Source organism: Spirosoma validum, from assembly GCF_014699035.1.
GTDB classification, from domain to species: Bacteria; Bacteroidota; Bacteroidia; order Cytophagales; family Spirosomataceae; genus Spirosoma; species Spirosoma validum.
Map to the genome: position 1 here is coordinate 90,096 of NZ_JACXAA010000013.1, position 22,990 is coordinate 113,085.

The 22,990-nt window shown below is 47.2% G+C and carries 19 protein-coding genes; 3 read left to right on the top strand and 16 right to left on the bottom strand.

The window, feature by feature from the left end; genetic code table 11:
• Window positions 1-4: 4 nt before the first annotated feature.
• Window positions 5-916: a tail fiber domain-containing protein gene (locus IC230_RS27175; RefSeq protein ID WP_191042214.1), complete on the bottom strand. Its 912-nt coding sequence runs from the start codon at window positions 914-916 to the stop codon at window positions 5-7.
• A 642-nt stretch (window positions 917-1,558) separates the two neighbouring features.
• Between IC230_RS27175 and IC230_RS27180 the strand changes: the two genes are divergently transcribed.
• Window positions 1,559-3,001, top strand: a complete 1,443-nt coding sequence (locus tag IC230_RS27180; protein WP_191042215.1) for an MBOAT family O-acyltransferase — start codon at window positions 1,559-1,561, stop codon at window positions 2,999-3,001.
• Between the two features lie 10 nt (window positions 3,002-3,011).
• The gene (locus tag IC230_RS27185; RefSeq protein WP_191042216.1) at window positions 3,012-4,070 is read left to right on the top strand and encodes a hypothetical protein; all 1,059 of its coding nucleotides are present in this window, start codon (window positions 3,012-3,014) and stop codon (window positions 4,068-4,070) included.
• A gap of 17 nt (window positions 4,071-4,087) precedes the next feature.
• Here the strand turns inward: IC230_RS27185 and IC230_RS27190 are convergent, their stop codons facing one another.
• Window positions 4,088-4,423 carry a hypothetical protein gene (locus IC230_RS27190; protein ID WP_191042217.1) on the bottom strand — a complete coding sequence of 112 codons (336 nt, stop codon included), beginning with the start codon at window positions 4,421-4,423 and terminating at the stop codon, window positions 4,088-4,090.
• A 524-nt stretch (window positions 4,424-4,947) separates the two neighbouring features.
• Between IC230_RS27190 and IC230_RS27195 the strand changes: the two genes are divergently transcribed.
• Entirely contained in the window at window positions 4,948-5,391 is a 444-nt protein-coding gene (locus IC230_RS27195) for a hypothetical protein (RefSeq protein WP_191042218.1), read from the top strand.
• A 40-nt stretch (window positions 5,392-5,431) separates the two neighbouring features.
• Here the strand turns inward: IC230_RS27195 and IC230_RS27200 are convergent, their stop codons facing one another.
• From IC230_RS27200 to IC230_RS27265, 14 genes are all read right to left on the bottom strand, one after another.
• A complete protein-coding gene (locus IC230_RS27200; protein ID WP_191042219.1) occupies window positions 5,432-6,442 on the bottom strand; it encodes a hypothetical protein in 1,011 nt (336 codons plus the stop codon).
• 17 nt (window positions 6,443-6,459) lie between these two features.
• Window positions 6,460-7,482, bottom strand: coding sequence for a glycosyltransferase (locus tag IC230_RS27205; protein ID WP_191042220.1), 1,023 nt, complete (start codon window positions 7,480-7,482; stop codon window positions 6,460-6,462).
• 8 nt (window positions 7,483-7,490) lie between these two features.
• Complete coding sequence (locus tag IC230_RS27210) at window positions 7,491-8,306, bottom strand: DUF5672 family protein (RefSeq protein ID WP_191042221.1); 816 nt, start codon at window positions 8,304-8,306, stop codon at window positions 7,491-7,493.
• Window positions 8,303-9,382, bottom strand: coding sequence for a glycosyltransferase family 9 protein (locus tag IC230_RS27215; RefSeq protein ID WP_191042222.1), 1,080 nt, complete (start codon window positions 9,380-9,382; stop codon window positions 8,303-8,305). Before IC230_RS27215 ends, IC230_RS27210 begins: the two co-directional genes overlap by 4 nt.
• Window positions 9,379-10,467 carry a glycosyl transferase gene (locus IC230_RS27220; protein WP_191042223.1) on the bottom strand — a complete coding sequence of 363 codons (1,089 nt, stop codon included), beginning with the start codon at window positions 10,465-10,467 and terminating at the stop codon, window positions 9,379-9,381. The genes IC230_RS27215 and IC230_RS27220 overlap by 4 nt, the downstream gene beginning before the upstream one ends.
• A 42-nt stretch (window positions 10,468-10,509) precedes the next feature.
• Window positions 10,510-11,706 carry a glycosyltransferase family 4 protein gene (locus IC230_RS27225; RefSeq protein WP_191042224.1) on the bottom strand — a complete coding sequence of 399 codons (1,197 nt, stop codon included), beginning with the start codon at window positions 11,704-11,706 and terminating at the stop codon, window positions 10,510-10,512.
• A 67-nt stretch (window positions 11,707-11,773) separates the two neighbouring features.
• On the bottom strand, window positions 11,774-12,427 hold the full coding sequence (locus IC230_RS27230; protein WP_191042225.1) for an acetyltransferase: 654 nt from the start codon (window positions 12,425-12,427) through the stop codon (window positions 11,774-11,776).
• Window positions 12,428-12,493: 66 nt separating this feature from the next.
• Window positions 12,494-13,192 carry a WbqC family protein gene (locus IC230_RS27235; RefSeq protein ID WP_191042226.1) on the bottom strand — a complete coding sequence of 233 codons (699 nt, stop codon included), beginning with the start codon at window positions 13,190-13,192 and terminating at the stop codon, window positions 12,494-12,496.
• Window positions 13,193-13,354: 162 nt separating this feature from the next.
• On the bottom strand, window positions 13,355-15,421 hold the full coding sequence (locus IC230_RS27240; protein ID WP_191042227.1) for an ArnT family glycosyltransferase: 2,067 nt from the start codon (window positions 15,419-15,421) through the stop codon (window positions 13,355-13,357).
• Window positions 15,422-15,501: 80 nt separating this feature from the next.
• A complete protein-coding gene (locus IC230_RS27245) occupies window positions 15,502-16,611 on the bottom strand; it encodes a DegT/DnrJ/EryC1/StrS family aminotransferase (RefSeq protein ID WP_191042228.1) in 1,110 nt (369 codons plus the stop codon).
• A gap of 84 nt (window positions 16,612-16,695) precedes the next feature.
• Window positions 16,696-17,955, bottom strand: coding sequence for an ABC transporter ATP-binding protein (locus tag IC230_RS27250; RefSeq protein WP_191042229.1), 1,260 nt, complete (start codon window positions 17,953-17,955; stop codon window positions 16,696-16,698).
• A gap of 84 nt (window positions 17,956-18,039) precedes the next feature.
• The gene (locus tag IC230_RS27255) at window positions 18,040-18,879 is read right to left on the bottom strand and encodes an ABC transporter permease (protein WP_191042230.1); all 840 of its coding nucleotides are present in this window, start codon (window positions 18,877-18,879) and stop codon (window positions 18,040-18,042) included.
• A 114-nt stretch (window positions 18,880-18,993) separates the two neighbouring features.
• Window positions 18,994-20,109, bottom strand: coding sequence for a hypothetical protein (locus IC230_RS27260; protein ID WP_191042231.1), 1,116 nt, complete (start codon window positions 20,107-20,109; stop codon window positions 18,994-18,996).
• A 13-nt stretch (window positions 20,110-20,122) separates the two neighbouring features.
• A complete protein-coding gene (locus IC230_RS27265; RefSeq protein WP_223860885.1) occupies window positions 20,123-22,732 on the bottom strand; it encodes a polysaccharide biosynthesis/export family protein in 2,610 nt (869 codons plus the stop codon).
• Between the last annotated feature and the right edge of the window lie 258 nt (window positions 22,733-22,990).

Below are 22,990 nucleotides of genomic sequence, written 5' to 3' on the forward strand. Positions count from 1 at the left end.
GCGTTTACGGTTTAAAGGTAAGTTTAGAATCATTGGCTAAGTGACGCTTAATTATCTCTATATCTGAACGTAGTGATGCAGTTTCTTCTCGCAGGCTTCCATTCTCGGCTTCTAGTTTTTCTATTTTCCGGATCAGCGCCTGAATGGCAATCAGGTTGACCCCATCAAAATCAGCCTGGTTAATGGATTTATCTTCACCGATGGTGCCTAGTTCATCGTGACCGAAGGCGGCAAAGAAATCCTGAGCCATGGGACCGTAGTGACGATACGTCTTCGCATCCTGCCCCTTATAATTCCAGGAGCCTAAGCGCATATTAGCAATTTTTTTCAGGAAATCCGCGCCGTTGGCAGGCCGGAAATTTTCCTTGCGGGTCGAGTCGGAAGTGGTCTGCCAGGCATTACCACCCGGAAGTACTTCTAACCCCGTCGCATAGGTTTGACTACCTAGATTGGTGAAGAATTTATAACCGTTCGAAAAGCGCATCATCATCTGATTATCATTCGTATTTGAATAAATCTCACTATTCAAATCGCCAATGATAAATGAACCATAGCGGTTATTAGTCGAAACATTGATACCCAGAGCTGTAGAACTCAAACCACTTGCGGAGGTGCCGGATCCCATGGCTATGCCACCATTGCCACTAGCAGTCGCATTATAACCAGCCGCGAACGAATATGGCCCTACCTGAGCAATGTTCCATTGAGTCCCATTTACGTACCCAGCTCGAAATGCTGCTTTGTCAGCGTACCAGATGAGTTTTTTACCGGCGCCCGATACATCCTGGCCAAAAAGAACATCCTTACCATCCGCTACGTTAAAAAAGGCTTTCGGTGTGGTGGTGCCAATACCAACCTGGGCGTGCAGGATTGAAGACGACAGTAAAAAGAGGGCGCAAAAGAAAATTTGTTTCATGATTAAGTAAATGAATTGATTAGAAATTGAGACTTAGAGGCTAGGTAACCAGATTTTTAGGTATCTGCTTTTGGTCGAACAATGGTAGGATTTAATTTTCCTGACTATTCTAATATTTGGGGCAACATGTATCAAGTTGGGGACAAAAGTGGTAATCGATTGAGCGAACGGTCAAAAACATAATTTTTCGCCCGAATGGTTGCTGATTGAAATCCATACTGCTACGTTGGTTAGGTTGCTTCAGCGTTAGTCGTAATCCCTCGAAACTAGGTAAACACAAATAGCAAATTTGTTTAAATGCATCCTGGTTAGATTAGTCTTACAAAGCTGATTTCTAACAGAGCGCGTTCAGCAATGGGTTTCAGCGAATGGTCTAAGCAGGGCAAATAGCTCGCCTGATTCCATTCACTTTATGCGATACGAGTTGGATATTTTTTAGATTGTGCTCAGCCTATTTCAATACGTTTTCTCTGGGGAATTTTTGATAAAGAGTAGATTTTAGACCTGTTAATTAGCCATTTAATAAGTAACGTTCCTTAAAAAGCGGGGTTCTAAGTAGCAAAAAATCTCTTTCCAGTCGTTTTGACAAGACCAGGTTTTTGTACTTTTGTCAATTGCTTCGGCCAGCTATTTCTACTGCGCATGATATTTAATTCCTTACATTTTCTTTTCTTTTTTGCCTTTGTTACGTTACTGTATTTCACGGTGCCCAAACGCACACAGGGAATACTATTACTGTTGGCTAGCTGCTATTTCTATGCGGCTTTCATTCCAGCCTACCTGATTATCCTCTTTATTGTTATCCTGGTCGATTACGTAGCGGGTATCTGGATTGAACGTACAACCGGTCACGCTCGAAAAGTCCTGTTGATTGCCAGCCTGATTACGAACGTTGGTATTCTGGCGTTTTTCAAATACTACGATTTTTTTAACAACAACGTAACGGATTTACTGTCGCTGTTCGGGACCAGTAATGCCATACCTCCTTTGCAAGTGCTGATACCGGGGGTTGTGCTGCCGATTGGCCTTTCGTTCCACACCTTTCAGTCGATGAGTTATACGATAGAAGTGTATCGGGGCAACTATCCGGCCGAACGAAATTTAGCTACCTACTCGCTGTATGTTTTGTTCTATCCTCAACTGGTAGCTGGTCCGATTGAACGGCCACAGAACATTCTCCCTCAACTGCACCAGACGTATTCATTCGATTGGCCAAGGGTACGATCGGGTTTGATGATGATGGGATGGGGGATATTCAAAAAAGTGGTGATTGCTGACCGCCTGGCGATGGTGGTCGATCCCGCTTATGCTGATGTACAGACGACGAATGGCGGAACCTTACTGCTGGCGGTGTTCTTTTACGCCATCCAGATATACTGCGATTTCTCGGGCTATTCCGACATTGCCATTGGCGCTGGGAAGGTAATGGGAATCAAAATGATGGAAAACTTTCGAACGCCTTATTTATCCCAGTCGATTTCGGAGTTCTGGCGTCGCTGGCATATTTCGTTGTCGACCTGGTTTCGAGACTACGTGTATATTCCGCTAGGGGGTAATCGCGTATCACCTTCGCGGGCCGCGCTCAACTCATTGATTGTTTTCGGTATAAGTGGATTATGGCATGGTGCCGACTGGAAATTCATTATCTGGGGATCACTGCATGGGTTTTACCTCGTTGTGGGGCAGGTTTTATCCCGGTATCGGGCACCGGTGCCCGATACTGTAACACGGGAGTACAAGCAACGTAGCAGTCTGGCCGGTCAGTGGACGAATCAACTGCTGACCTTTTTATTGGTGATGTTTACGTGGGTATTTTTTCGCGCTACCGACACCGGAGATGCTTTGCTCGTGTTGCAGAAAACGCTGACGTTTAACCATATGGGTGCCATCCAGACACCCCTTCAATCGGCTGAACTTGTCTTCTGTTTTCTACTGATCGGTAGTTTACTGTTCGAGAGCCGATGGGTTGATTTTATCAGACGGATAGACAATCGGGCCTTCTGGATTATCATGCCATTACTGGTGCTGGCCTGCTATTTATTTGGCGTCTTTACCGCCAATCAATTCATTTACTTTCAGTTCTAACGGTATCGCCATGCTTAGCACCTTACTGAAGTGGTTTTTTCTGGTACTATCCGGAGGCATACTCATCGTTGGCCTTTCCCCGGATATGCAGCGTTGGTTAGATCGAAAGCGCCTTATTCCCAATCAATACGATCACGGTGATCTGTATAATCTAACGAACCTGTCTAATTTTCGGGAAGAAGATTTTAGTGCAAACGATAACCTGACCAAAGCTGACGAACCCGCAACCCACTACCCTGGCGTACATCTGTTTACCATTGGTGACAGCTTCGTAGCGATGGACACCAACTACTACGCGGGTGGACGTAACGAACACGTATGGGTAGGCCATAAACATTCTCCTGTGGCTCCGTTAGACACGACTAAACACAACATTCTGGTTATCGAGTTTATCGAACGAGTACTACAGGAGCGACTATATGCACCTGACTTTCAGCAAATCTATATTCAAAACGGTATCGTTCCTTCAGATCAACCGAATGCGGTTGCGGAAGAACCTGTTGAAGCAGAAAAGCCAAATGATAAATTATTCGCGCGTTTTGGCCCCGAAATAAACCAGCGCCTTGAGTTCCTGCTGTTCAACAGTAAGGTGTTTATTTGGTTCAAAGAACTCAAAGCACAGATCATGCTGAGCGTGTTTGGACGTGTAACGGGCGCGGCTATTTCGCATGATAAACAGCATTTATTCTATACCCAGGAGGTCGATACGAATTACGTACTTAGTGCGTTTCGGCCCATTTCAGACCGCAAACTCGATACGTTGGTAACGAACCTGAACACAATCCGACGGCATTATCTGCGAATGGGTTTTGATGAGGTTTACGTCTGTATGATACCCAACAAAGTGACTATCCTTGAGCCAAATCATGGAATTTATAATCACCAGATCGAGCGTATTGAAGCCAACCCACGCTTAGAGGCTCCGATTATTTCCATGATTGACACACTACGTCAACACCCCGAATGGTATCACCTGGGTGACGGGCATTGGAACAAGGAAGGAAAGCGATTCTGGTTACGCCGTGTCAATTCTGTGGCCGCTGAGTGGGCAGCTAAACCGAAAACGTAGCCTCTCGCTACGTTTGCTTACGAATGAGACGCCACGAGGGACGGGTAATCTACAGGTGTTTCCGTCGTGATGATCTCATCCACGGAAACAACCAATGTTGCTAAGGCTTCTTTAGAAGGGCCGTCGATCATAATAACCCAATCTGTTTTGATGACCCGGTGTGTTTTGTGGCCAATGGGGTCATGGACAGGTGTATTCGAGGCTCCTTTTCGGGAAAGCGTGATGTTTATGGAGTCGCCTTCTTTAAAGGTAGGGACAAAACTAAAATAACCATCGGCCACAATCGTGGCGGCTTTATTTTCAGCAGCAGGCTGATAAAAAATAACTTTCAGATTTTCGGATTTACTACTCATTGATTATGGGGTTTATACATGGGTCAGACTCTTTCTTAACCGCTCCAGTGACTAAATGTTCTGGATACTCTTCAGTCGATTATGGTCAGAACGTAGTCAATTAGTAGACAATAGATGAAATATGATCATAATTGCTAGTCAAATTGATTCACATGTTAACTTGTTGATCTAGCTGAGAAATGCTGTTTTGGCTTATTCCTTTAATGGGATTATGATACGTATAGGGGTGACATAGTATACGCTTACTCAAAAGTCAGGGCTATAATGGCGTATTCACTTAATAGATTATAGTTTTTCCTGTAGATTCGCGTTCGTTAATAAACACATTGATCGTTGACTAATTTGGATTAAAGTTAGATGTGCCATGATTAGCCACGTCAATTCAAACTAGGTTTATTGGCTCTGAGAAGTAGAAAACCCCCTGCTATTCACCCATATATTCATTGATGCATACCGTAAGGATTTCTTGTGTCCTATTTTTCCTGATACCTAGCACTCTATACGCTCAGCGTTATAAACCTCAAATGCGCTCCTGGAAGTGGGCTGCAACTGCCGAAGCAGGTGGAGTTGGCTCTGCATTTTCGGCTAATATCGAGTACATCCCTGCTCAATTTAAAAAGAGTTTTGTTGTACTACGTGGTGGGCTTGGCTATCTGGGTGCCCGCTACAGTATGGCTACTGCTCCGCAATCGATTACCTGGAATATTCTGCTGAACGGGAAAGAAAATGGTTGTCCGCCCCAGGTTCCTTCGCGATCATTGTTCGCTGAGATCGGCATCGGAGGGTCGTACTTACTAGACTCAAAGACTACAGTCGATTACCTGTATGGACCTATACTTGGTGTTCGTCGCTATTTTCTGTTTAATGTACGCACAACTGGCTTCTGGAAAGCACAGATTTGCCCGGTCGTAACCGATCACAACGTAATACCCTGGGGAGGTATCGCGATTGGCATCGTGCTTGATTAAATGACAGACAAGCACGATTTCAGTAACAACGTAACGGTGATTATCGAATAACCGGAAGCGGCACTTGATCCAGAAAACGTGTAATAGCCCGCAATGAGTTGACCGTAGCGTATCGCCAGCCACGTAGGACCATCGGCTCCGGTTTTTTCCCATAAGCTGGATGAACATTACGAACGTTCAAATCAGCGTATTTACTGAGCGACTGTCGGTATTGGGTTAGAATAGTAGAAACCTCGGTTCTGTCGGCAAGGTGAAAGCGACTTTGATGCGGGAAAAAACCTTCGTCAGGGTTCAGTAACCCTTTGCCATTAAGAAACAGCAATGGCTGATTCTGCCCAGCCGGTCCGTCAACCCACCAGCCGTTCCGTTCCTGTCGGATCACCCGTTCGGGCAGGTTCCAAAGCGCTACGTGCCAACCTGGATTACGAACGATGACAGTATCCTTGAAGAATACGGGTACATGCATCAGCCAAATCTGATCTAAGCATAGACCCGCGCAGAAATCTACATACGCCCTCTCCCGAACCCGATCATCCCACCACGCCAGCAAGCGATCTGTTTCGGGCGAACGACGTAGCGCCAGAAAATCAGCGCTATACAAGCCAACGTTCTGAAAGAACTTCTCGTCTGGCCAGTACGTATCGTGCGGGTTCTGGGTAATAAAAGGTGTTAGCAGAACATTGGCCCTGGAAAGTTGTTCCCAGACAGGTGTCAGGGGAGCCAGGAACTGGATGTTCGGGTCAGCGTACAGAATCGAATCGGTATCAGGATATCGTCGAAACGCTTCGGCGACAAGTAACGGCTTACAGGCCGCGGCAAACTCCGTTGGCGTATAAATGGCCGATAAAGTCGTCAGTTGCTCATCAGACAACAGTTCGCGAATCGGCAGGAGCGGATAAGGTGAAACAAACCCAGCAGGCAGATGTGCAGGATCGTCGGCTAAGCCAATCAAAACCGACGCAGGTTTATTGGTAGCAGCGTATTGAACAAAACTGTTCGCCAGAGCGAAAGCCTGGGGCAGTTGACGGATGGTACAGATGGTTACTAACACAGTGACACAAAACTACGTCATTCGAGTATATCGCCCAAAACCGCCAGATAAGGAGCGTACCAATTGGCCGATGCATCGGCGTAACGGTTGTAGTTTCCCTGCCGTAAACTGTTCATGACCGGCACAATCCGGAACAGTCGATTAGGGGATAAATGACTACGCATGGTAAAATGTACTAACCGTCTGTCTAACTGTGCGAAACCGGATGCATCGGGTGGAATTCGATCCGCCAGCAGCTTACGAATCTGGGTTAGCTGAGCCTGTTTTTCCCGCAAGGGAGCTAGTTTACCCGCTCGGTGTCGGACAAAACGATCCCATAAATGGACAGGGTCAGCTGCTTCCTGCTCACGTACGCCAATTTGCTGCTGAACATGGGTTCGATAAAGCTGTAAAGGTTTATCAATGAAGTCAATAGCCTGTAAAGCCGCAGCGGCCAACGCGATCCACCCATCGTAAATGTACCCCGGTATATCCGTTGGAACGGGGAGTACCGTTGGCAAAAAGGATCGCCGGATCACCATAGCGCAGCCCATTACCCGATTGCCGTCCAGCATAACCTCCATCATCTCACCCGACTGCCACCGATTCTGTGCTCGTTCATCAAACCGGACCTCCTCCCAGAATCGCCCCTGACGCCCGTTCAACTCCTCATCTGTTACGTAGGCGTCACAGAAAGCAACCTGTGTAGCTGAGTGCTGCTGCATATAGTGGACCAACGTATTAATTTTTTCCGGAAGCCAGAAATCATCCTGATCGCAGATGAAAATCAAGTCGCCTGTGCATTCAGCTAAAGCCCGCTCAAAATTTTTGTTCGATCCTAAACGCACCGAGTTTTTTAGCACACGTACCGGAAAGGGGGCCTCTGCCGCCAATTGCTGAATCAGCTCGGCGGTACCATCGGTTGAATGATCGTCGAAAATAACCACCTCATCGGGAAGCTGTTTCTGATCCAGCAAACTTTGCCACTGCATAGGCAGATACGCCTTACCTTCGTAGGTACAAAGCGCAATGGAGATAGTTGGCCGAGCGGATTCAGTCATACAAACGATCAGATTTGATAGCCGTACCGGGCGAAAATAGAACGCCAGTAATCCGTTCCGTGAATGTCCCAGGCATGGCACCCAAACGGCAACTGACCACGATTGTAATGCTCGACGGACCATTCTGGGAAGAATTCAATCGAAAAGTGGAGCGCTTTCCGGTAGTTTGGAATTCGTAATCGGGGCCAGTAGCGATTGACTTCGATTCCCCAGAACGCATCTTCGTGGTACTGGTGTATGGAAATGCGTTCATACTGGGCAATTTTTCGACTATAGGCTTTCTGCCAACGTAGCATGGCGGCTATGCGCCGAAGACTAAAGCCACCATTTCCAACGCTGTTCAGGCTTATGATTTCGCGGGGCGTGATCCCATCTGGTTTTTTCAGATCGATCCACGTAGCGACGACTTTTCGAAGGGTGAAGTCAAGTTGATCGAACCAGCCGGTAAAATCACGGTCACGGAGCCAGGGTGCGCCAATGTAATCGTAATTCTGCCGACACCAATAGGCCAGATTGTCCTGAAAAACGAAGGCATCTAACTGGTGAATTAATATGTATTCCTGATCAGAAAAAGCCTGATAAAACTCCGCTGACAGCATCAGTCGATTGTATCCCTGCACATCCGTAAAATAGGCGTCATCGAATGTCCGGACCTGTATGGCTGGATGGATGTTTCGATAGGCGGATAAATCGAGCGAGTGCGGAGCGGCTAACCAGATCGGATATTGTCCTAACACCCGTATACACTGCGTTATCGAAATGCGCTCATAATCCGTGAGCTGCGGTTTATAAACCGGCAACACTACGTTAACGGACGGCTTCATACGAGTTTGGGCTGGCCTAATCGCTGCTGCACCGCATCCTGCACCCATGCGTACGGTAATTCAGCGCAGGGATGACCAAAATCATTCAGGATCGTTACGCCTTCGCCCCGTTTGTACCGACCCGAGTAAGGCAGGTAATCGACAAAATCGAACAGCTTGCCCAACAGGAGAATGGCGTCAACTCCCGTTGCATTGGCCATGTGGGCGGGGCCGCTGTCGATACCGATAAACAGACGAGCCTGTCGAATGACTTCGGCGGTTTCGAGTAAACTCAACTGACCGCATAAGCTCCGAAACTGCGGATTTGGCTCGGTTACAGTTGGCGCTAAACCAACTTCAATAATCGGGTAGGGGTATGTGGCAATCAACCAGCGAACGAGTTTATTCCAGTTATCGGCAGGCCAGTCGCGCAGTATATGGCTTGACTGGCAGTGAATAACGATTGGTCCGGCGGGTAACTGTAAACCAGCGATTTTTTGCCGTACGCTTTCCAGAATATACATTTTTGGCTCGGCGGTCATAGCCGGAAGACCGGCTGCCTGTGAAAAGATATACAGCAAATCACCCCGATGGTAATAATTGTCGAAGGTTAGTCCAATCGCATCAGCGGTCGGATTAATGGGATCTTCAGGACAATACTTACACTTACGATGCGAAATATGCATGTTGTACACCTTGTCGTAAATCCCCGATTGCAGCAGCTGAACCCGTTCGCCCGGACATTTTTCGACCAAATACTCATCCAGGTTTGGATTGTATTTGACCAGTTCGGCAAAGGGCTCACGAACCACCCAGATAATGTAGCCATCGGGATGACGTTGGCGGACCTCGCGGGCAATCGGTTCACAGGCAATAATATCGCCCATCTGCTCCGATAAAATAATCGCGATCAAAGGACGATTCCCAATCTTTTTTTTGATCTGCTTTAAGTGGCGGTATTTGGCTGAAGCGGACCGGTACCGTTCAAGAAGGTGAATGCTTTTCTGATAGCGATACCGCCACAATTCCTGAAATGTAGGCCCTTCCGTAGAGCCGTTTGACGGGCCAGCGATTTTTATACCAAACCAATTACTCATGCCTGACGGGATTCTAACAGCGCAATAACTCGGTTGAATGGTGTTTTCAGCAATTTACGTACTCGAAGGTAACGTAGCACTACGGGCGGCTTAATATATACGCACGGATATGGTCGGTATTGATCGTTATGATTGGCCAGCAGGCGTTCGCGGTACAGATCAAATAAGGGTCGGACATCAGGGCGTTGCTGCTCCGGCCGGTCAACGAAACGTAACGAATTGGTAGTCGTTGCTCCATTGGAATTAGCAAATCCGTATCGTGTCTGATACTTAGAGATCTCATCTGGGCGGTCAGGATTATAGCCGCTGAAATGAAAAAACTGCAAAAGCTGAGTGGCTGATCCGTCAGTCTGATTGCTAGTCTGGTGCTCCGGTTTCGCTATCTGCCACTCGCCAGCGTTGTTCTGGGAGAAGTACCGCTCGTGCAGATTCCAGTAAGCAACATTATACCCCAAATGCTTTTCAATCAGGATATTATCATAGTAAACAGGCGCAAAGTTCACCCAGTGCTGATCGACAAAAAGACCTTCGCAGAGATCGATTCGACACTCATATACCAACCGATCTTTCCACCAGTTAACAAACTGTCGGGCGGTGGCATCGTTACGTAAACCGATAAAGCCGAGATTAAAAATGCCGGTATTCAGGTGGTGCTGTTCGTTGGGTCGCTGCCAGTCGGGCGTGGGCGAGCAGGTGTGTGGCGTCAGCACCAGACTGTAGTGATTCAGGGCTTCATTTAATTGATGTAGCGGCTGAAAAACAATAATATCCGGATCGAAATAAATAACCTGAGTGGCTTCTGGATACGAAGTATAAAAATAGTCGATGAAAAAAGGCTTAACAGCGGTGTTCAGTTCGGTAATGTCGTACCGGTCACACATGGCTGCGAAGTCGGGGATCCCGATCTTATCCACTTCGAGCATCGGATACGCCGGGACCAGTTCGGCGGGCAGATTGGCTGTGCTTAATTTGTCGACCAGGCCGATAACGTACTGATAATCTGGGTTTGTCTGGCGAAGCGAATCGCCCAGCGTCCGGGCCTGAGCCAGATAATTTATTGAACAGATGGTGAAAGCAAGCGTCATAGAGCGAGCACGGCAAGTGTCTCCTACAGATTAAATCGAGCGTTATTGCCGAGTCAGTTGGTTAAACAAAGTTACAAGAGTTTCGACGCTTTGCTGCGCGGGATGACGTTCCAGAATTTTCTGACTTAGCCGCTTGCCCAATGCCCGACGCAGATTCGGTTGATGCAATAACTCGAAAACGCGCCGGCTCATAATGTCGAGATTAAGATAGGGAACCACGAAACCGCCGTCCGTTTCGACCAGTTCGGGTGCACCCCCCGCGTTGTCGAAACACACGACCGGTACATCGCACAAACCGGCTTCAAACACGACAAGTGGGTAGGGATCTTCGCGGGAACACAACACGAATACGTCGAAATGGCTCATATAACGTAGTACGTCTGGCGTCGGCGGAATCAGGTGAACGCGATCGGTTAGACCGGCCTTGCGAATATCCAGCAGCAAATCCTCTCGCAGCGACCCTTCCGGTACACCCACCCAGACAAAATGAATCGGCGCTGTCGTTGCTCCTTCTTCGCGACCAATTACCTGACGGGCCAGGGTTATAAAGAGGTCATTGCCTTTACGCCATTCGGCATTGCCACAACCCCCTACAATCAGCGCATTGGTGGATAAACCCAGGGATTCGTAAATATTGGCTTGCTGACGGGCCAAGCGCACATTCCGCTCGAGCGATGGCGTATCAATGAGCGTATATAACGTAATTCGGGCCGGATCAAAGCCATGCTCCTGCTCATAATAGCGGGCCGTTGCCTTCGAAACAGCCAGAAGCTGCGTTGTATGGTTGAGGAGATAAGCCAGTTCGTCGGGCTTCGTATACGTCCGGACGGACATGTCTAATTCATGAACAAACGTAACGACGGGTGTCTTTTGGGGAATGCCCAGCTGACTAAACCAGCGACTGCCCATAGCCGTGTTGACCAGAACCAGATCGAATGAGTCAACGTTTAACTGCGCTTTAACTGCCTGACTTCTCGCGGTAAGTTGCCGGGTATGAAATTTCTCCCACAACCCTAGCTTGCCCAATACCATGTCGGCTGCAACGCCTATAACGTAGCGGTCGGGCGCGGGCCAGATCGTTACGGGGCAAACCGCTTGGTATTCATCTAAAAGCGGTCCGCCTTCCCCTAAAAGTAAGTGCATCTGAATCCCTTCTGCCTTCAGCAGTCGCATCAGATTCAGCAAAACGAGTTGTGCCCCGGCGCGATTGGCATCGTGACCAATTAATAAAATCGTCATTGATCAGCATTGACCGTCAGTGGTTTTCACTCAATTTTATGGCAATAAAGGACAACCAACGACAAAACTAGTACGCTTCGTGACTGGGTGTGGGCAGCTTTTTTGCAGGATTCCCGAGGTATAAACCCCACTCATCCGTGTCTTTATAAACGGCAGAAGCCATACCAATGAGCGTGCCTGTCGCGATGTGTAAGAAATCGCGGATGGTGCTGTTTACGCCAAAAAAACAGTACGGTTCAATAACACAGTGTCCCGACATAACCACGTGCGACGTAAAGAAAACGTGGTCTTTGATCTGACCATGGTGCCCGATGTGATTACCGCTCCAAAGCACTACGTTATTGCCAATCGTGGTAAATGGCTGAATCGTATTGTCTTCGAGAATAAAGCAATTTTCGCCGATCTGATTACCGAACAAAGTCGCTTTGGAACTGATGTAGGAGATGAATTCATAGCCTTTGGCTTTGGCCTCCAGGTAAATTCGTTCGCGATTGCGGTTCATGTTCCGACCGGTCATCGGCGCGAAAAACTTGTATTCCTGGGGTGAAAACAAGGTTTCGACTTCCTCGAAGGCAACCAGAGGCAATCCCTGAAACTCGGTGCCGGTCATGTATTCACGGCTGACGGTGAATGCCGCTACGTCGTGTTCTGAGTCGTGAGTGAGGTAGAAATGGGCCAGTTCAGCCGTATCCATCACCCCGAAAATGATAACTTTTGCCATGCGTTTTTGACTGAAGACTGAAGACTGATGAATGGATTGAGTCATTCATCAGTCTTCAGTCAATATTTACACCAATTCGTACTCATTTAGCATTTCTCTGACGACCGTAGTATCGTTAAACATCAGTACATCAATGATCGATAGCCAGGGGACAAATTCATTACGGAACTGTGGGTATTCGACTCGTTTCGATTTAATGAAATTCAATTCAATACCTGCCTGGTCAAAGGTAGGCTTATCATACAGTTCCGTACCGCCAATAGGATTGATATACCGTGCTGCGTTTTCCTGCCGACAAATGTCCAGAATGCGCTCCTGGGCTTTCAGGTCTGCGTTGTTATAAACGGCGGAAGATTGCACCAATCGGGTAGTCAGACCCAGGTATTGATTCAATTCGACCAAACTGAAATGGACCATGTCGGCAATAGAGTCTGTCGTAAAGTTGACAATTTTTTCGGTTAGTGGCATCACCGTTTGGTAAAAGGGAGCCTTACGATACCCCTGCTCAATCGTTTTGAGGAGTTTACCCCGCCATTTCGGATCGTCGGCCAGATGCACTTCATTGATCCGCTTATTCTGACTGGCATCTTTTAGCGGAACCGAAAAAAGGTACTCCTGCCCGTTAATTAACAGGCGGTTACGGTTAATCCAGCCCCGATTGATAAACGCTACGTCATCGTACAATACGAACGTATCAACCGCACTCATCAACTGCATATAGCCAATATAAGGCAGAAAATAAGGTTGCATGATGGCTAGTGTCATAGGTGTGGCGTTTAGATAACGACGCAAACTAGTACTGCTCCAATTTAATTCTTATTGCCGGTACCACGGGTTTTAACCCGTTTTTTGGGACAATTCCAGAACGGGTTAAAACCCGTGGTACCTTTTTTTAAACCATTGAATTGATCAAGTACTGGTACGTCTTTACTTTAGTTTTCGTAAATAATAATCTTCTCCCGGTACGATAACCGCATCGCGCATGGTTGTATCGGTGCCTAATCGTATGTCGCCGGGCTTAGGGGCAATAACGCTTTTATCAAAAAAAAGATAATCAGCATTTTCAGGAATAGGCCTCAGACCCTGCTCAAAAGGATTAATTGCAATGAGTTTTCTGGATAAGTTCGGGCCATAGAGTGGGTATTCGTAATCGTCGTTGATGGTACCAAGCGCTACAACCGCATTTTCGGGGACTAGTTCATCGAAGCGCTTGTAAGGAACGTACGTATCCGGGCGGCCCAGCGTCATTTGCCGAATACGGTCTGCTTTAAACGCTGATTGGAACGACCGTCCGTCCGGGGCTGTCCAGGCAAAGGGTAGTGCGCGCGTATTCAGGAAGATACACAACAGCGCAGAGAGGCAGCCCAACACCGTTACTAATCCTACGTAGCCTTTCCAGCTAACGCGTCCCGGATTTTCTACCGACACGCGGGAGTTGGTGAATAGTAACGCCAGAAACGTAATGCCAAACAAACCTGTTTCAATAAAGTAGCGGCCTTTGAACGGGTCGTAAGGGGCTGAGTAGGCGAGAGCGGCAAAGTGTAATCCCAGAGCTATGCCTAGAAAGATATGCGGTGTGGAGCGTACGTAACGGATTAGTACCAGAACTAGTAAGGGGAATACGAGCCCGAAGCCAAAAATGCCCCAATACGGATTTGCATTGTAGAACACAAACTTCCGGTCGAAAGCGAAAGGCTGAATGGAAAAATCTGTTTCTTCATCGAGCCGCATATGAAGTTTGTCCTCCAAAACTACCAGCGGCTCCCGCATAATATGGTTTAGTCTGGCTCCAATCGCGAGGTTCCGAATCCCATCTAAGTTGATGTGGTCATAGCCATAGCGCACTACGTTACGACTACCTTGCTCAAGTAAATTCGTTAACGATCCTGCCCGCTCAACCGACTGGTGCTTCAGTGCCGTTGGCGGACCAATGGGATGGCCAAATACTTCAATATTTTTAAGATAACCCGTCGGCAACATCCATAAGCAAACCCCTACAACGATGGCTGCTCCTAACCGCCACGTGCGCGCGAACGTAGTGGCCCAGGATGGTGATAGAAATACGGTATAAACCATGATGGTAAATACCGACGGCAGCAATAGTGTAAACGTAATTTTATGTCCATACGCAATCCCGAACGCCATCCCCGCTAAATAAAGATAGCGGTTTGCCGACCGGTCTGTTGCCCGGAAACTGTGATAAGCGAACAGCATGTAGAGCAATATACTTAGGTAAGCTGTCAGCACAATATCGGTTTCAGTCGTAATCGACTGCATCAGAAAATCGGGGAGCAGCGCGTAGGCCAGTGCACAGAAGAAGCTGGCTGATAACTTGTTTTGTCCAATACGTTGGACGATACCGAATACGGATACAATAGCCGTCCAGTAACTCAGATGGTGAATAAACTTAAAGCCATTCTCAAAATGCCCGGTCATCAGAAAGGCATAAATCTGAAGCGTACAGACACTTTTCGGATACGTGTCTATATTCCAGTTCGTACCGCCAAAATGCCGCATCGTGCCTCGCTGAATATACTGCATCACCCGATTCAGGTGACCAGTCATACTATCCCACTCATTCGGGACGGTAAAAAAGACGGTCAGTAGATTCGTAATGGCAATGATAGCCAGCGTAATAAATAACGAAGAAAACAGGAAACGGCTATAGGTCGATAGCTGGCTGAACCACTCCCGAGCGGTACCCCATCGTTCGCGAACCAGTACCATAACGGAAAACCGGTCCTGGACTGGTAGAAGCCGTTTAAGAATCGCGTTAAGGACAGTCGACGTAATGAATACTGAACCTGCCCAGACGGGTGCGTTGGCTGTCTGGTACAGAGCCGAAAGGATAAAACCGGTGAGAATAACGCTGCCAGCGCCTAATAAAAAGGTGGTTAGCCACCATTCCGTTAACGACCGACGGCAGAGCTGCATCGACAGCCGCCCGACGTAACCAATAAATAGAAAAAGCGCGATGAGGTAGAAAATGGTCATAAAGAACTACACCATGTGGACTGTTGCGAAGCAAAACGATTGCGTCGATAAGCCGCAGGAAATAGTAACGGGGGAATACTTTATACGTTTTCGCTAACGACGGCAATAGCCTCGTTCACAATCCCGCAAATTTGGTCAACCTGGGCTTCTGTCAGGTCAGGGTAAAGTGGTAGGCAAAGTACGCGGAGCGCTACATCTTCTGAAATGGGACAGGATTGCTCCTTTCCATTTCCTGAGGCAATGGCGAACGGCAACGTATTGAGCGAAGGATAAAAATACCGGCGTGGCGTAATGTTCTGAGCCTTCAGCGAATCCACGACACGTAACAACGTCTCCTCCGAGTCAAATACAATCGGATAGTAGGCGTAGTTATAATCAACGCCCGGTGTTAGCGAGGGGCGGGTAATTTTGCTGAAATCCAGTCGGTCGTTGTAATAACCAAACACCTGTTTACGAGCCGCAATCAATGCCGGTACTTTAGGCAGCACGCACAAACCCATAGCCGCATGAAACTCCGAATTTTTAGCATTGATGCCAATGCTGAAATAATCGTCATTCCGATGCCCAAAAGAGCGGTAGAAATGCAGTTTTTCCGCCAGAGCGTCATCATCGGTTACGATGCAACCACCTTCAACCGTATGAAAAACCTTGGTCGCGTGGAAACTACAGGTACTCAAATCCCCATAACTCAAAATTGAGCGGTTGTTATACGTAGCACCAAATGTATGCGCGGCATCGTAAATCACTTTCAGCTTATATTTCTCAGCAATGGCCTGAATCTGTTCTATTTGACAGGCATTTCCATAGACATGCGTTGCCAGGATAGCCTGTGTATTTTCGGTAATAAGAGGCTCGATTTTATCCGGATCGATGTTATAATCGTCTGGACGAATGTCAGCGAAAATAGGTGTGCAACCTTCCCAAAGAAGGGCATTCGTGGTCGCTACGTAGGAGAAGGGGGTTGTAATAACTTCCTTTGTAATATCTAACGCTTTAAGCGCCATCTGGAGAACGATAGTACCATTGGTACAGAATTTCAAGTGCTTCACGCCCAAAAATTCTTTCATCTGCATTTCCAATTCGCGCAGAAGTGGACCATCATTCGTTAAATGAACACGCTCCCAAATCCCTTTGAGGTAATTGGTGTACTCGTCCAGGTCTGGTAGATATGATTTCGTGACGTTAATCATCAGTCGGTGAATAGTTAGTAGTGAACAGTCATTAACGAGTGTCAATAGGTGTTAATGAAAACCACTGTGGGTTTACTTACCTATTTATTGCTCACTAACAACGGGTTCCAGCATTTTCATCTGGAAAGGAAACTGCGGACGTACAAAGCCCGGCCATTTACCATACCAGGCAATGCCTTCGCGATAGTCTTCTACGTCAAAGGTAATGCCTTCCTCCATAACATAAATCGGTGTGACCGTATCCTTGACAACCATAACCGAGATCGTATAGGAACCATCGTTCAGGAAATATCCCGGAATGGTACATTCACCCGCGATCAACCCTTTACCGTAGGGCTGCGACTGGGTGCCAATGTTAAAGATGCACTCACCCGTCAGCGAATTTAAATGCAGGCTTAAGTTCAAGTTGGCACGATCCATCAGATTCCAGAACTCAAATCGGACTGTAAACGATGTGCGAACGTCAATATGAGTCAGGTTGTCCTGGTAGTCTGGTGTCAGCTCAATATGACGGATACGGACCAGCTTGTTGCCAGGTGCTTCGTCCGGCGTGTCCCAATGACGCGTTAGCCGTGTCTTCGATACTTTACTCAAATAGGAAGCAATGACCTGATTTGTCTCACCCTGTTCAATAAGTTGCCCCTTTTCAAAATACAGAGTCTTGTTACAGAGCGCTTGAACAGCCGTTAGATTATGGCTAACAAAAATAACTGTCCGACCGCTGGCTGAGTTGTCCCGCATTTTTCCGAGACTTTTTTTCTGGAACTCGGCGTCACCTACAGCCAGTACCTCGTCAACGATCATAATTTCGGGATCAAGGTGGGCTGAGATAGCAAAGCCTAACCGAACATACATACCCGATGAATAGCGCTTAACCGGCGTATCCAGAAATTTTTCAACCCCTGCGAAAGCCACAATAGCATCAAATTGTTTCCGGATTTCACTACGGGTCATGCCCAGCAGTGAACCGTTGAGGTAGATATTTTCGCGGCCCGTCAATTCGGGGTGGAAACCTGTGCCCACTTCCAGTAAGCTAGCCACCCGCCCCCGGATACGTACCGTCCCCGTAGTTGGTTCAATAATCTTGCTCAAAATTTTGAGCATCGTAGATTTTCCGGCTCCGTTGTGCCCAACAATACCTACGCGATCGCCCTGTTCAATTGAAAAATTGACGTCGCGAAGCGCCCAGAATTCCTCATGGGTAAGGCCATTCTGCTCTTTTTTACCCCCAAAAAGCGATCGGATATTTTCCGTAATCATATCACGGAGCGTAGTGCCGCCTTTGCCCTTTTGGTGGTCAATAATGTATTGCTTGCTTATATTCTCGACAGTAATGACAGACATAGTAGAAGTCATCAGTCATTAGTTAATAGCTGTCAATTAAGTAAAGGGTTTACTATCTGTTGCAACTATTGACTAATGGCTATATTAAATATCATCAACAAACGTATTTTCTCGTTTTCGAAAGAAAACGAGTGATAAGCTCAAACAAACCGCAATCGTGATGACAGATGTCAGCAAACTCTCGGGATTGAAATAAGCTTTTTCTCCTAACAATGACCAGCGGAACCCATCAATTATACCCACCATTGGGTTTGCCCAATAGAAAGGCACCCACCACACATCGCCCTTTTCCGCAACGAGTCGGCTACTATAAGCAATAGGGCAGGCATAAAAACCAACCTGTACTAAAAATGGAATTAGCTGACCTACATCCCGAAATCGCACATTAACAACGGCAAAGAACAACCCGAACGCAAAGGAAGCTAATATAGCAAGTAAAATAAAAAATGGTAAAAAGACCAAATGCCAGTCAGGCATGAATCGATACCAAATGGCCAATAAGACAAAGAGACCTAGCGAAACCAGAAAGTCGACAAAGCTTATGGCAATGGCGCTCAGGGGCATAATCAGCCGCGGAAAGTAAACTTTGCTAACCAGGTTGGCATTCAACGTAACGCTATTACTAATCTGGGTAAAGGCTGTTGAGAAGAACGTCCAGATCGTAATACCGCCCAGTACCATTAGCGGATAAGGGATACCCGGATCGGCCGGTAATTTAGCAATCTTGCTGAAAACCAGTACCATAACCATCATCGTCAGTAACGGACGAATAAGGCCCCAGGCTGTACCAAGCGCTGTTTGCTTATAACGTACTGAAATGTCGCGCATTGACAAGATGATCAGCAATTCGCGATTGCGCCACAAGTCCCGCCAGTAATGCCGCTCAGAACGACCAGGCTGAATAATTACTTCTTGCGTTTTCAAAAGTAGGTAGTGTGTTATATTGGGTCCGCCAGCGCAGACATTCAGTTAATCAACGAGTTATAACACACGTACATCAGGATGGTGGATTAACTCGTAGGTCAGTAGTAGTTTTTATTACTCTTGCATAATCGAGCGGAACGTCTCACGCAGGAAGATGACGACTATAGCCAGAACAAGACTTATGGCAATGCCAGCCTGCATACCAACCGTTGCCTTTACCTCTAATGAAAGAGGAAAATAAATCGGCTTAATGATCGTAAACAGTGGAGTTTCCCGAATCAGCGAGAGCCGCATGTTATCTGCGCTTTGCAGTGCCGAATAATACAGCCCCTGTAAATAGGATGAACTACGGGTTAACTTACTTTCCTGTATCTTACCCTGCGCAACAACCATCTGCTGATTCTGGTCCATGTAGCGCGCCAGGGCACTTTCAGTACCGGTCATTTTTCTGGCAAGCGAATCGACACGATCCTGAAGCATTTTATACATCTCCCGCGTCTTTTTCGTTTGTTTGCTCTGATAATCTTTTTCGATCGTTTGTAGGTGTTTTTGGATAAATGTAGCGGTCAACTGCTCATCTTCCATAAACCCACTTATATCGATAAATGAAGATTTACGTTCGGGCTGTTTGAGCGAAAACTCTGATGTGATCCGACCATAAATTGCAGCCATAGCCATCTGCTCCTGCTTGGTGTATTCAGTGGGAGTTTTGGCTCGATCAAAATAAAAGGAGCGCATTTTTTCGTCGTCCTCCCACTCCTTATCCCGAATTCCACTATGCCGGATGTAATAATTGACCAAAAGGGTGTCTTTACCATTGATGGTATCATGCTGCATCAATGTTTTCTCCACGATCGGTCTTGATGTAGCATAAATCAGAAAGTTATCGCCGGTGAAGATATTGGCATCAGGAGCGCCACCACCCAGGCCAAAAGCACCAGCTAACTGACTTAGATCGCCAAGCCCACCACCTCCTCCGCTGGAACCTCCTCCGAGGTTAAACAGGATCGAGGCATTGTAAATAGGAGGCTTTTTATGGGTTAAGTCATAAATAAACCCAATCACTCCTCCCAAAATGACCATAGCGAGCAGTATTTTCCAGTTACGTTGAGCTATGTATTTTAACTGAACGACACGCAGAAGAACTGATTTTGGAGAAATCTGATCCGGTGGTAGCGGTTGGTTCGTTACCAGGGGAGAGGCATTAGTTGTCAGGTTATTTGGGGTCATGTCCTGATGAAATTTATCGTCCTACGCGACTTAAAGCAATAATTAAACCGATCACTGAAAGCAGCGACGATATTGTACCCGCTGTCGAACTTAAGAGTTGCTGAGGAGTAAGTGGTGTTGTGCTACGTCTCGGAACAATGACTTCTGAGCCGGGCTCTACCCGTGGGTAAATGTTAAAGAACATAAACTTCCGGGTTCGGTCAACTGATCCGTTTGCATAAACCACGAATGACCGACGACGCTGTGATCTGGTCGTGAAACCACCTGCATCGCCGATGTAATCCTGAAAGGTCTGTCCAGTCCGATACTTAACGGTTTTAGGTAACTGGACTTCACCCTGAACACGTACCGTTTCGAGCAATTTAGGAATACGCAGAATGTCATGCTCCTGCACCAGAATGTCTTCAGAAGAACCAGGGTTAGCTAAAATCTTCTTCAGGTTAATATCAATGGGTTCGAGCTTATTCGGCGAAATCTCTGATCGTTCAACAACAACTTTCGTATCATTATCACCTACTTCATCAACAATAGCCTGTTTTCGTACGATTTCATCCTCGCTTAATGTTATGGCCCGAAGTAGCGTAGCCCCTTCTACGTAAGCAAAAGGGCTGAGTCCGCCTGCCTGATTTAACAGATCCGAAATCTTCTGGTCTTTTGTTTTGATTGGATAAAGGCCCGGAGTGATCACCTCGCCTTCTACACCCGCAAATGTTTGGATCTGATAATTTGGGGACCGACGTACTACAATCTGATCAAAAGGCGCCAGGACGAACTTGTTATCATCGGCATTGAGCGATAAGTCCCGGTTAACGTTAAAAGTGAAAACCTCGGCTATTTGCGCCGTTTTCGAACTGGGGTCGGCATCTCTTTTTCGCCGTACAACCTCTACTTTGGAAGCGGCCGCTGATTCGCGCAGGCCTCCGGTTTTCAGCAGGGCATCATTCAGGGTCATATTGGCCATGTAAGCTATATCCTCAAGCGGTTTGTTGACCTCGCCTTGTACCGAAATACTGGCTGGTTCAGCTAGCTCAAACCGCGATGTGATAATGACCTGGTCCTCCCGCTGTAGTGGTAAATCAGGCTGCGTACCCGCCAGAATCGCATCCAGATTGACAGACAGTTGCTCCATGGCCAGATCTTCCCGAGTCCGGATAATGTTGATACGTCCCGTAAAGGCATCCCCTTTCAATCCTTCGGCGTTGGCAATAAGTTTCTTCAGCGTTGGATTATTGTCAAGTGAATATTCGCCTGGCCGATAAATAGCGCCTTCAATAGTGATTTTATTTTCAAAGCGATCAAGAACCTGCTCAGCCGTAACGACGTCGCCATCGCGCAGAGCAAACGTTTTGAACTCGGGTGTCGTTACGTCTATAACCTTAAGTTCACGATCCGTTACCCGGCGTACCTTCAGCCGATTTCGGTAGGCGTTGGCCGTGAAATCACCTGCGTAGAAGAGAAGCCGGTCAAGCGTTTCGCTGGGCAACATCTCGAAAATATTGTTTCGCTTAACAGTTCCGTTGATTTCAACCCGTTCGCTAAAGGTTGTAAATCGGATATTGTCGTTATCCTGTAAGCGAAGATCATTCCGTTGAATACCATTGAGCAGATAATCATATAAATCCAGGGCAGCCACTACGCGGTTGTTACGAATGAGCTGCACTTTCCGGTACGAACCAATATCGTTGGGTCCACCAGCCTGGTAAATGGCGTTCATCGCAGTCGATAGCGAGGATAACGTATACGTACCCGGACGAACGGCATCGCCCGTTACGGTTACCCGAATACTACGGATTTCACCCAGTGACAATTCTAAGAACGTATTCTGGGGACCGTATGATGAATTTCGTAAGCCAGCGAATTTGGTGGACAAACGACTGGCCAAACGCGCTTTGGCCTGTTCAATCGTTAAGCCCGCTACCTGAATGGGGCCAATCCCTGACCCCTGCGCTACGTATACAGCGCCTTCAGGAGAAACTTTCTGCGTATAATCGACCTCCGAATATCCGTAAAGACGAATTCTCAACTCATCGCCTGGCCCGATAACGTAATTACGGGGCGTGGCCATGTTGGTATTCGGCTGAAACGTAGTTTTCATTGCCGGATCGTTAAAGAGCGAGTAGCCAAATACTTTCTGGCGAGCTTCTTCCCTTGCCCGATCTTCTTCACTTTTTACGTTTGTGTTACTGGTCTGCTGATTCGGATCGGTTGGGTTGTTAGGGTCGTTAGCCTGATTTGGATTGTTCGGGTCTGCCGCTGTTGGATCTGCGTTAGACGCATTGCTCCGACCCGTTTGGCCATTTGGCTGACCCTGGGTTTGCCCATTACGTTGATTATTGAGCTGATTCAGCTGTTGCTGGGCGTTAGCCGGTAAGTTACTGGGGTTAACGCCTGCTGGTAAGGTAACGCCCCGCCCGCTTTGCACAGCGCTGGGAGTCGTTGCACCGGAGCGAATGGCGCCGGGTGTTGTCACGGCCCCGCTACTGGGTGCCGTTGTTGCCCCACTACTGGGCGCTATAATCTGAGCCTGGGCGGTTAGTCCAACAGCAGAGAGTACTAAAACCGCAATACGTATGATAAACTGGCGTTTGAAGAAAGGTCTAATAAAAAGAAAAAAATTTAGCATTAAGATGTGAATATTTGGCGGATTTTGCATATTTTTAAGATGTCGTACGAAAAGAGCCATGACAAAGATTAACTTCTGTATCTAACGATCTATTGGCCTGTATAGTACACAGCGCAGTTCAGTCGGCAAAGTAAGTGAACTTTTGCTGGATTTTAAATAGTTTTTTGATCGAGCGGAACATTTCATGTTCTGATAACGTAAGGTATAACTTTTCTAATGTTGGTTTGACGCGGCTGTTCCATAGTACAGCCCGTTTTA

Excerpts from the sequence above, each read along its gene's own strand:
- IC230_RS27185 (WP_191042216.1), top strand. The coding sequence starts at position 3,012 with ATGCTTAGCACCTTACTGAAGTGGTTTTTTCTGGTACTATCCGGAGGC.
- IC230_RS27205 (WP_191042220.1), bottom strand. The coding sequence starts at position 7,482 with ATGACTGAATCCGCTCGGCCAACTATCTCCATTGCGCTTTGTACCTAC.
- IC230_RS27190 (WP_191042217.1), bottom strand. The coding sequence starts at position 4,423 with ATGAGTAGTAAATCCGAAAATCTGAAAGTTATTTTTTATCAGCCTGCT.
- IC230_RS27265 (WP_223860885.1), bottom strand. The coding sequence starts at position 22,732 with ATGCTAAATTTTTTTCTTTTTATTAGACCTTTCTTCAAACGCCAGTTT.
- IC230_RS27245 (WP_191042228.1), bottom strand. The coding sequence starts at position 16,611 with ATGATTAACGTCACGAAATCATATCTACCAGACCTGGACGAGTACACC.
- IC230_RS27220 (WP_191042223.1), bottom strand. The coding sequence starts at position 10,467 with ATGACGCTTGCTTTCACCATCTGTTCAATAAATTATCTGGCTCAGGCC.
- IC230_RS27260 (WP_191042231.1), bottom strand. The coding sequence starts at position 20,109 with ATGACCCCAAATAACCTGACAACTAATGCCTCTCCCCTGGTAACGAAC.
- IC230_RS27175 (WP_191042214.1), bottom strand. The coding sequence starts at position 916 with ATGAAACAAATTTTCTTTTGCGCCCTCTTTTTACTGTCGTCTTCAATC.
- IC230_RS27230 (WP_191042225.1), bottom strand. The coding sequence starts at position 12,427 with ATGGCAAAAGTTATCATTTTCGGGGTGATGGATACGGCTGAACTGGCC.
- IC230_RS27210 (WP_191042221.1), bottom strand. The coding sequence starts at position 8,306 with ATGAAGCCGTCCGTTAACGTAGTGTTGCCGGTTTATAAACCGCAGCTC.
- IC230_RS27250 (WP_191042229.1), bottom strand. The coding sequence starts at position 17,955 with ATGTCTGTCATTACTGTCGAGAATATAAGCAAGCAATACATTATTGAC.
- IC230_RS27235 (WP_191042226.1), bottom strand. The coding sequence starts at position 13,192 with ATGACACTAGCCATCATGCAACCTTATTTTCTGCCTTATATTGGCTAT.
- IC230_RS27215 (WP_191042222.1), bottom strand. The coding sequence starts at position 9,382 with ATGAGTAATTGGTTTGGTATAAAAATCGCTGGCCCGTCAAACGGCTCT.
- IC230_RS27225 (WP_191042224.1), bottom strand. The coding sequence starts at position 11,706 with ATGACGATTTTATTAATTGGTCACGATGCCAATCGCGCCGGGGCACAA.
- IC230_RS27240 (WP_191042227.1), bottom strand. The coding sequence starts at position 15,421 with ATGACCATTTTCTACCTCATCGCGCTTTTTCTATTTATTGGTTACGTC.
- IC230_RS27195 (WP_191042218.1), top strand. The coding sequence starts at position 4,948 with ATGCGCTCCTGGAAGTGGGCTGCAACTGCCGAAGCAGGTGGAGTTGGC.
- IC230_RS27180 (WP_191042215.1), top strand. The coding sequence starts at position 1,559 with ATGATATTTAATTCCTTACATTTTCTTTTCTTTTTTGCCTTTGTTACG.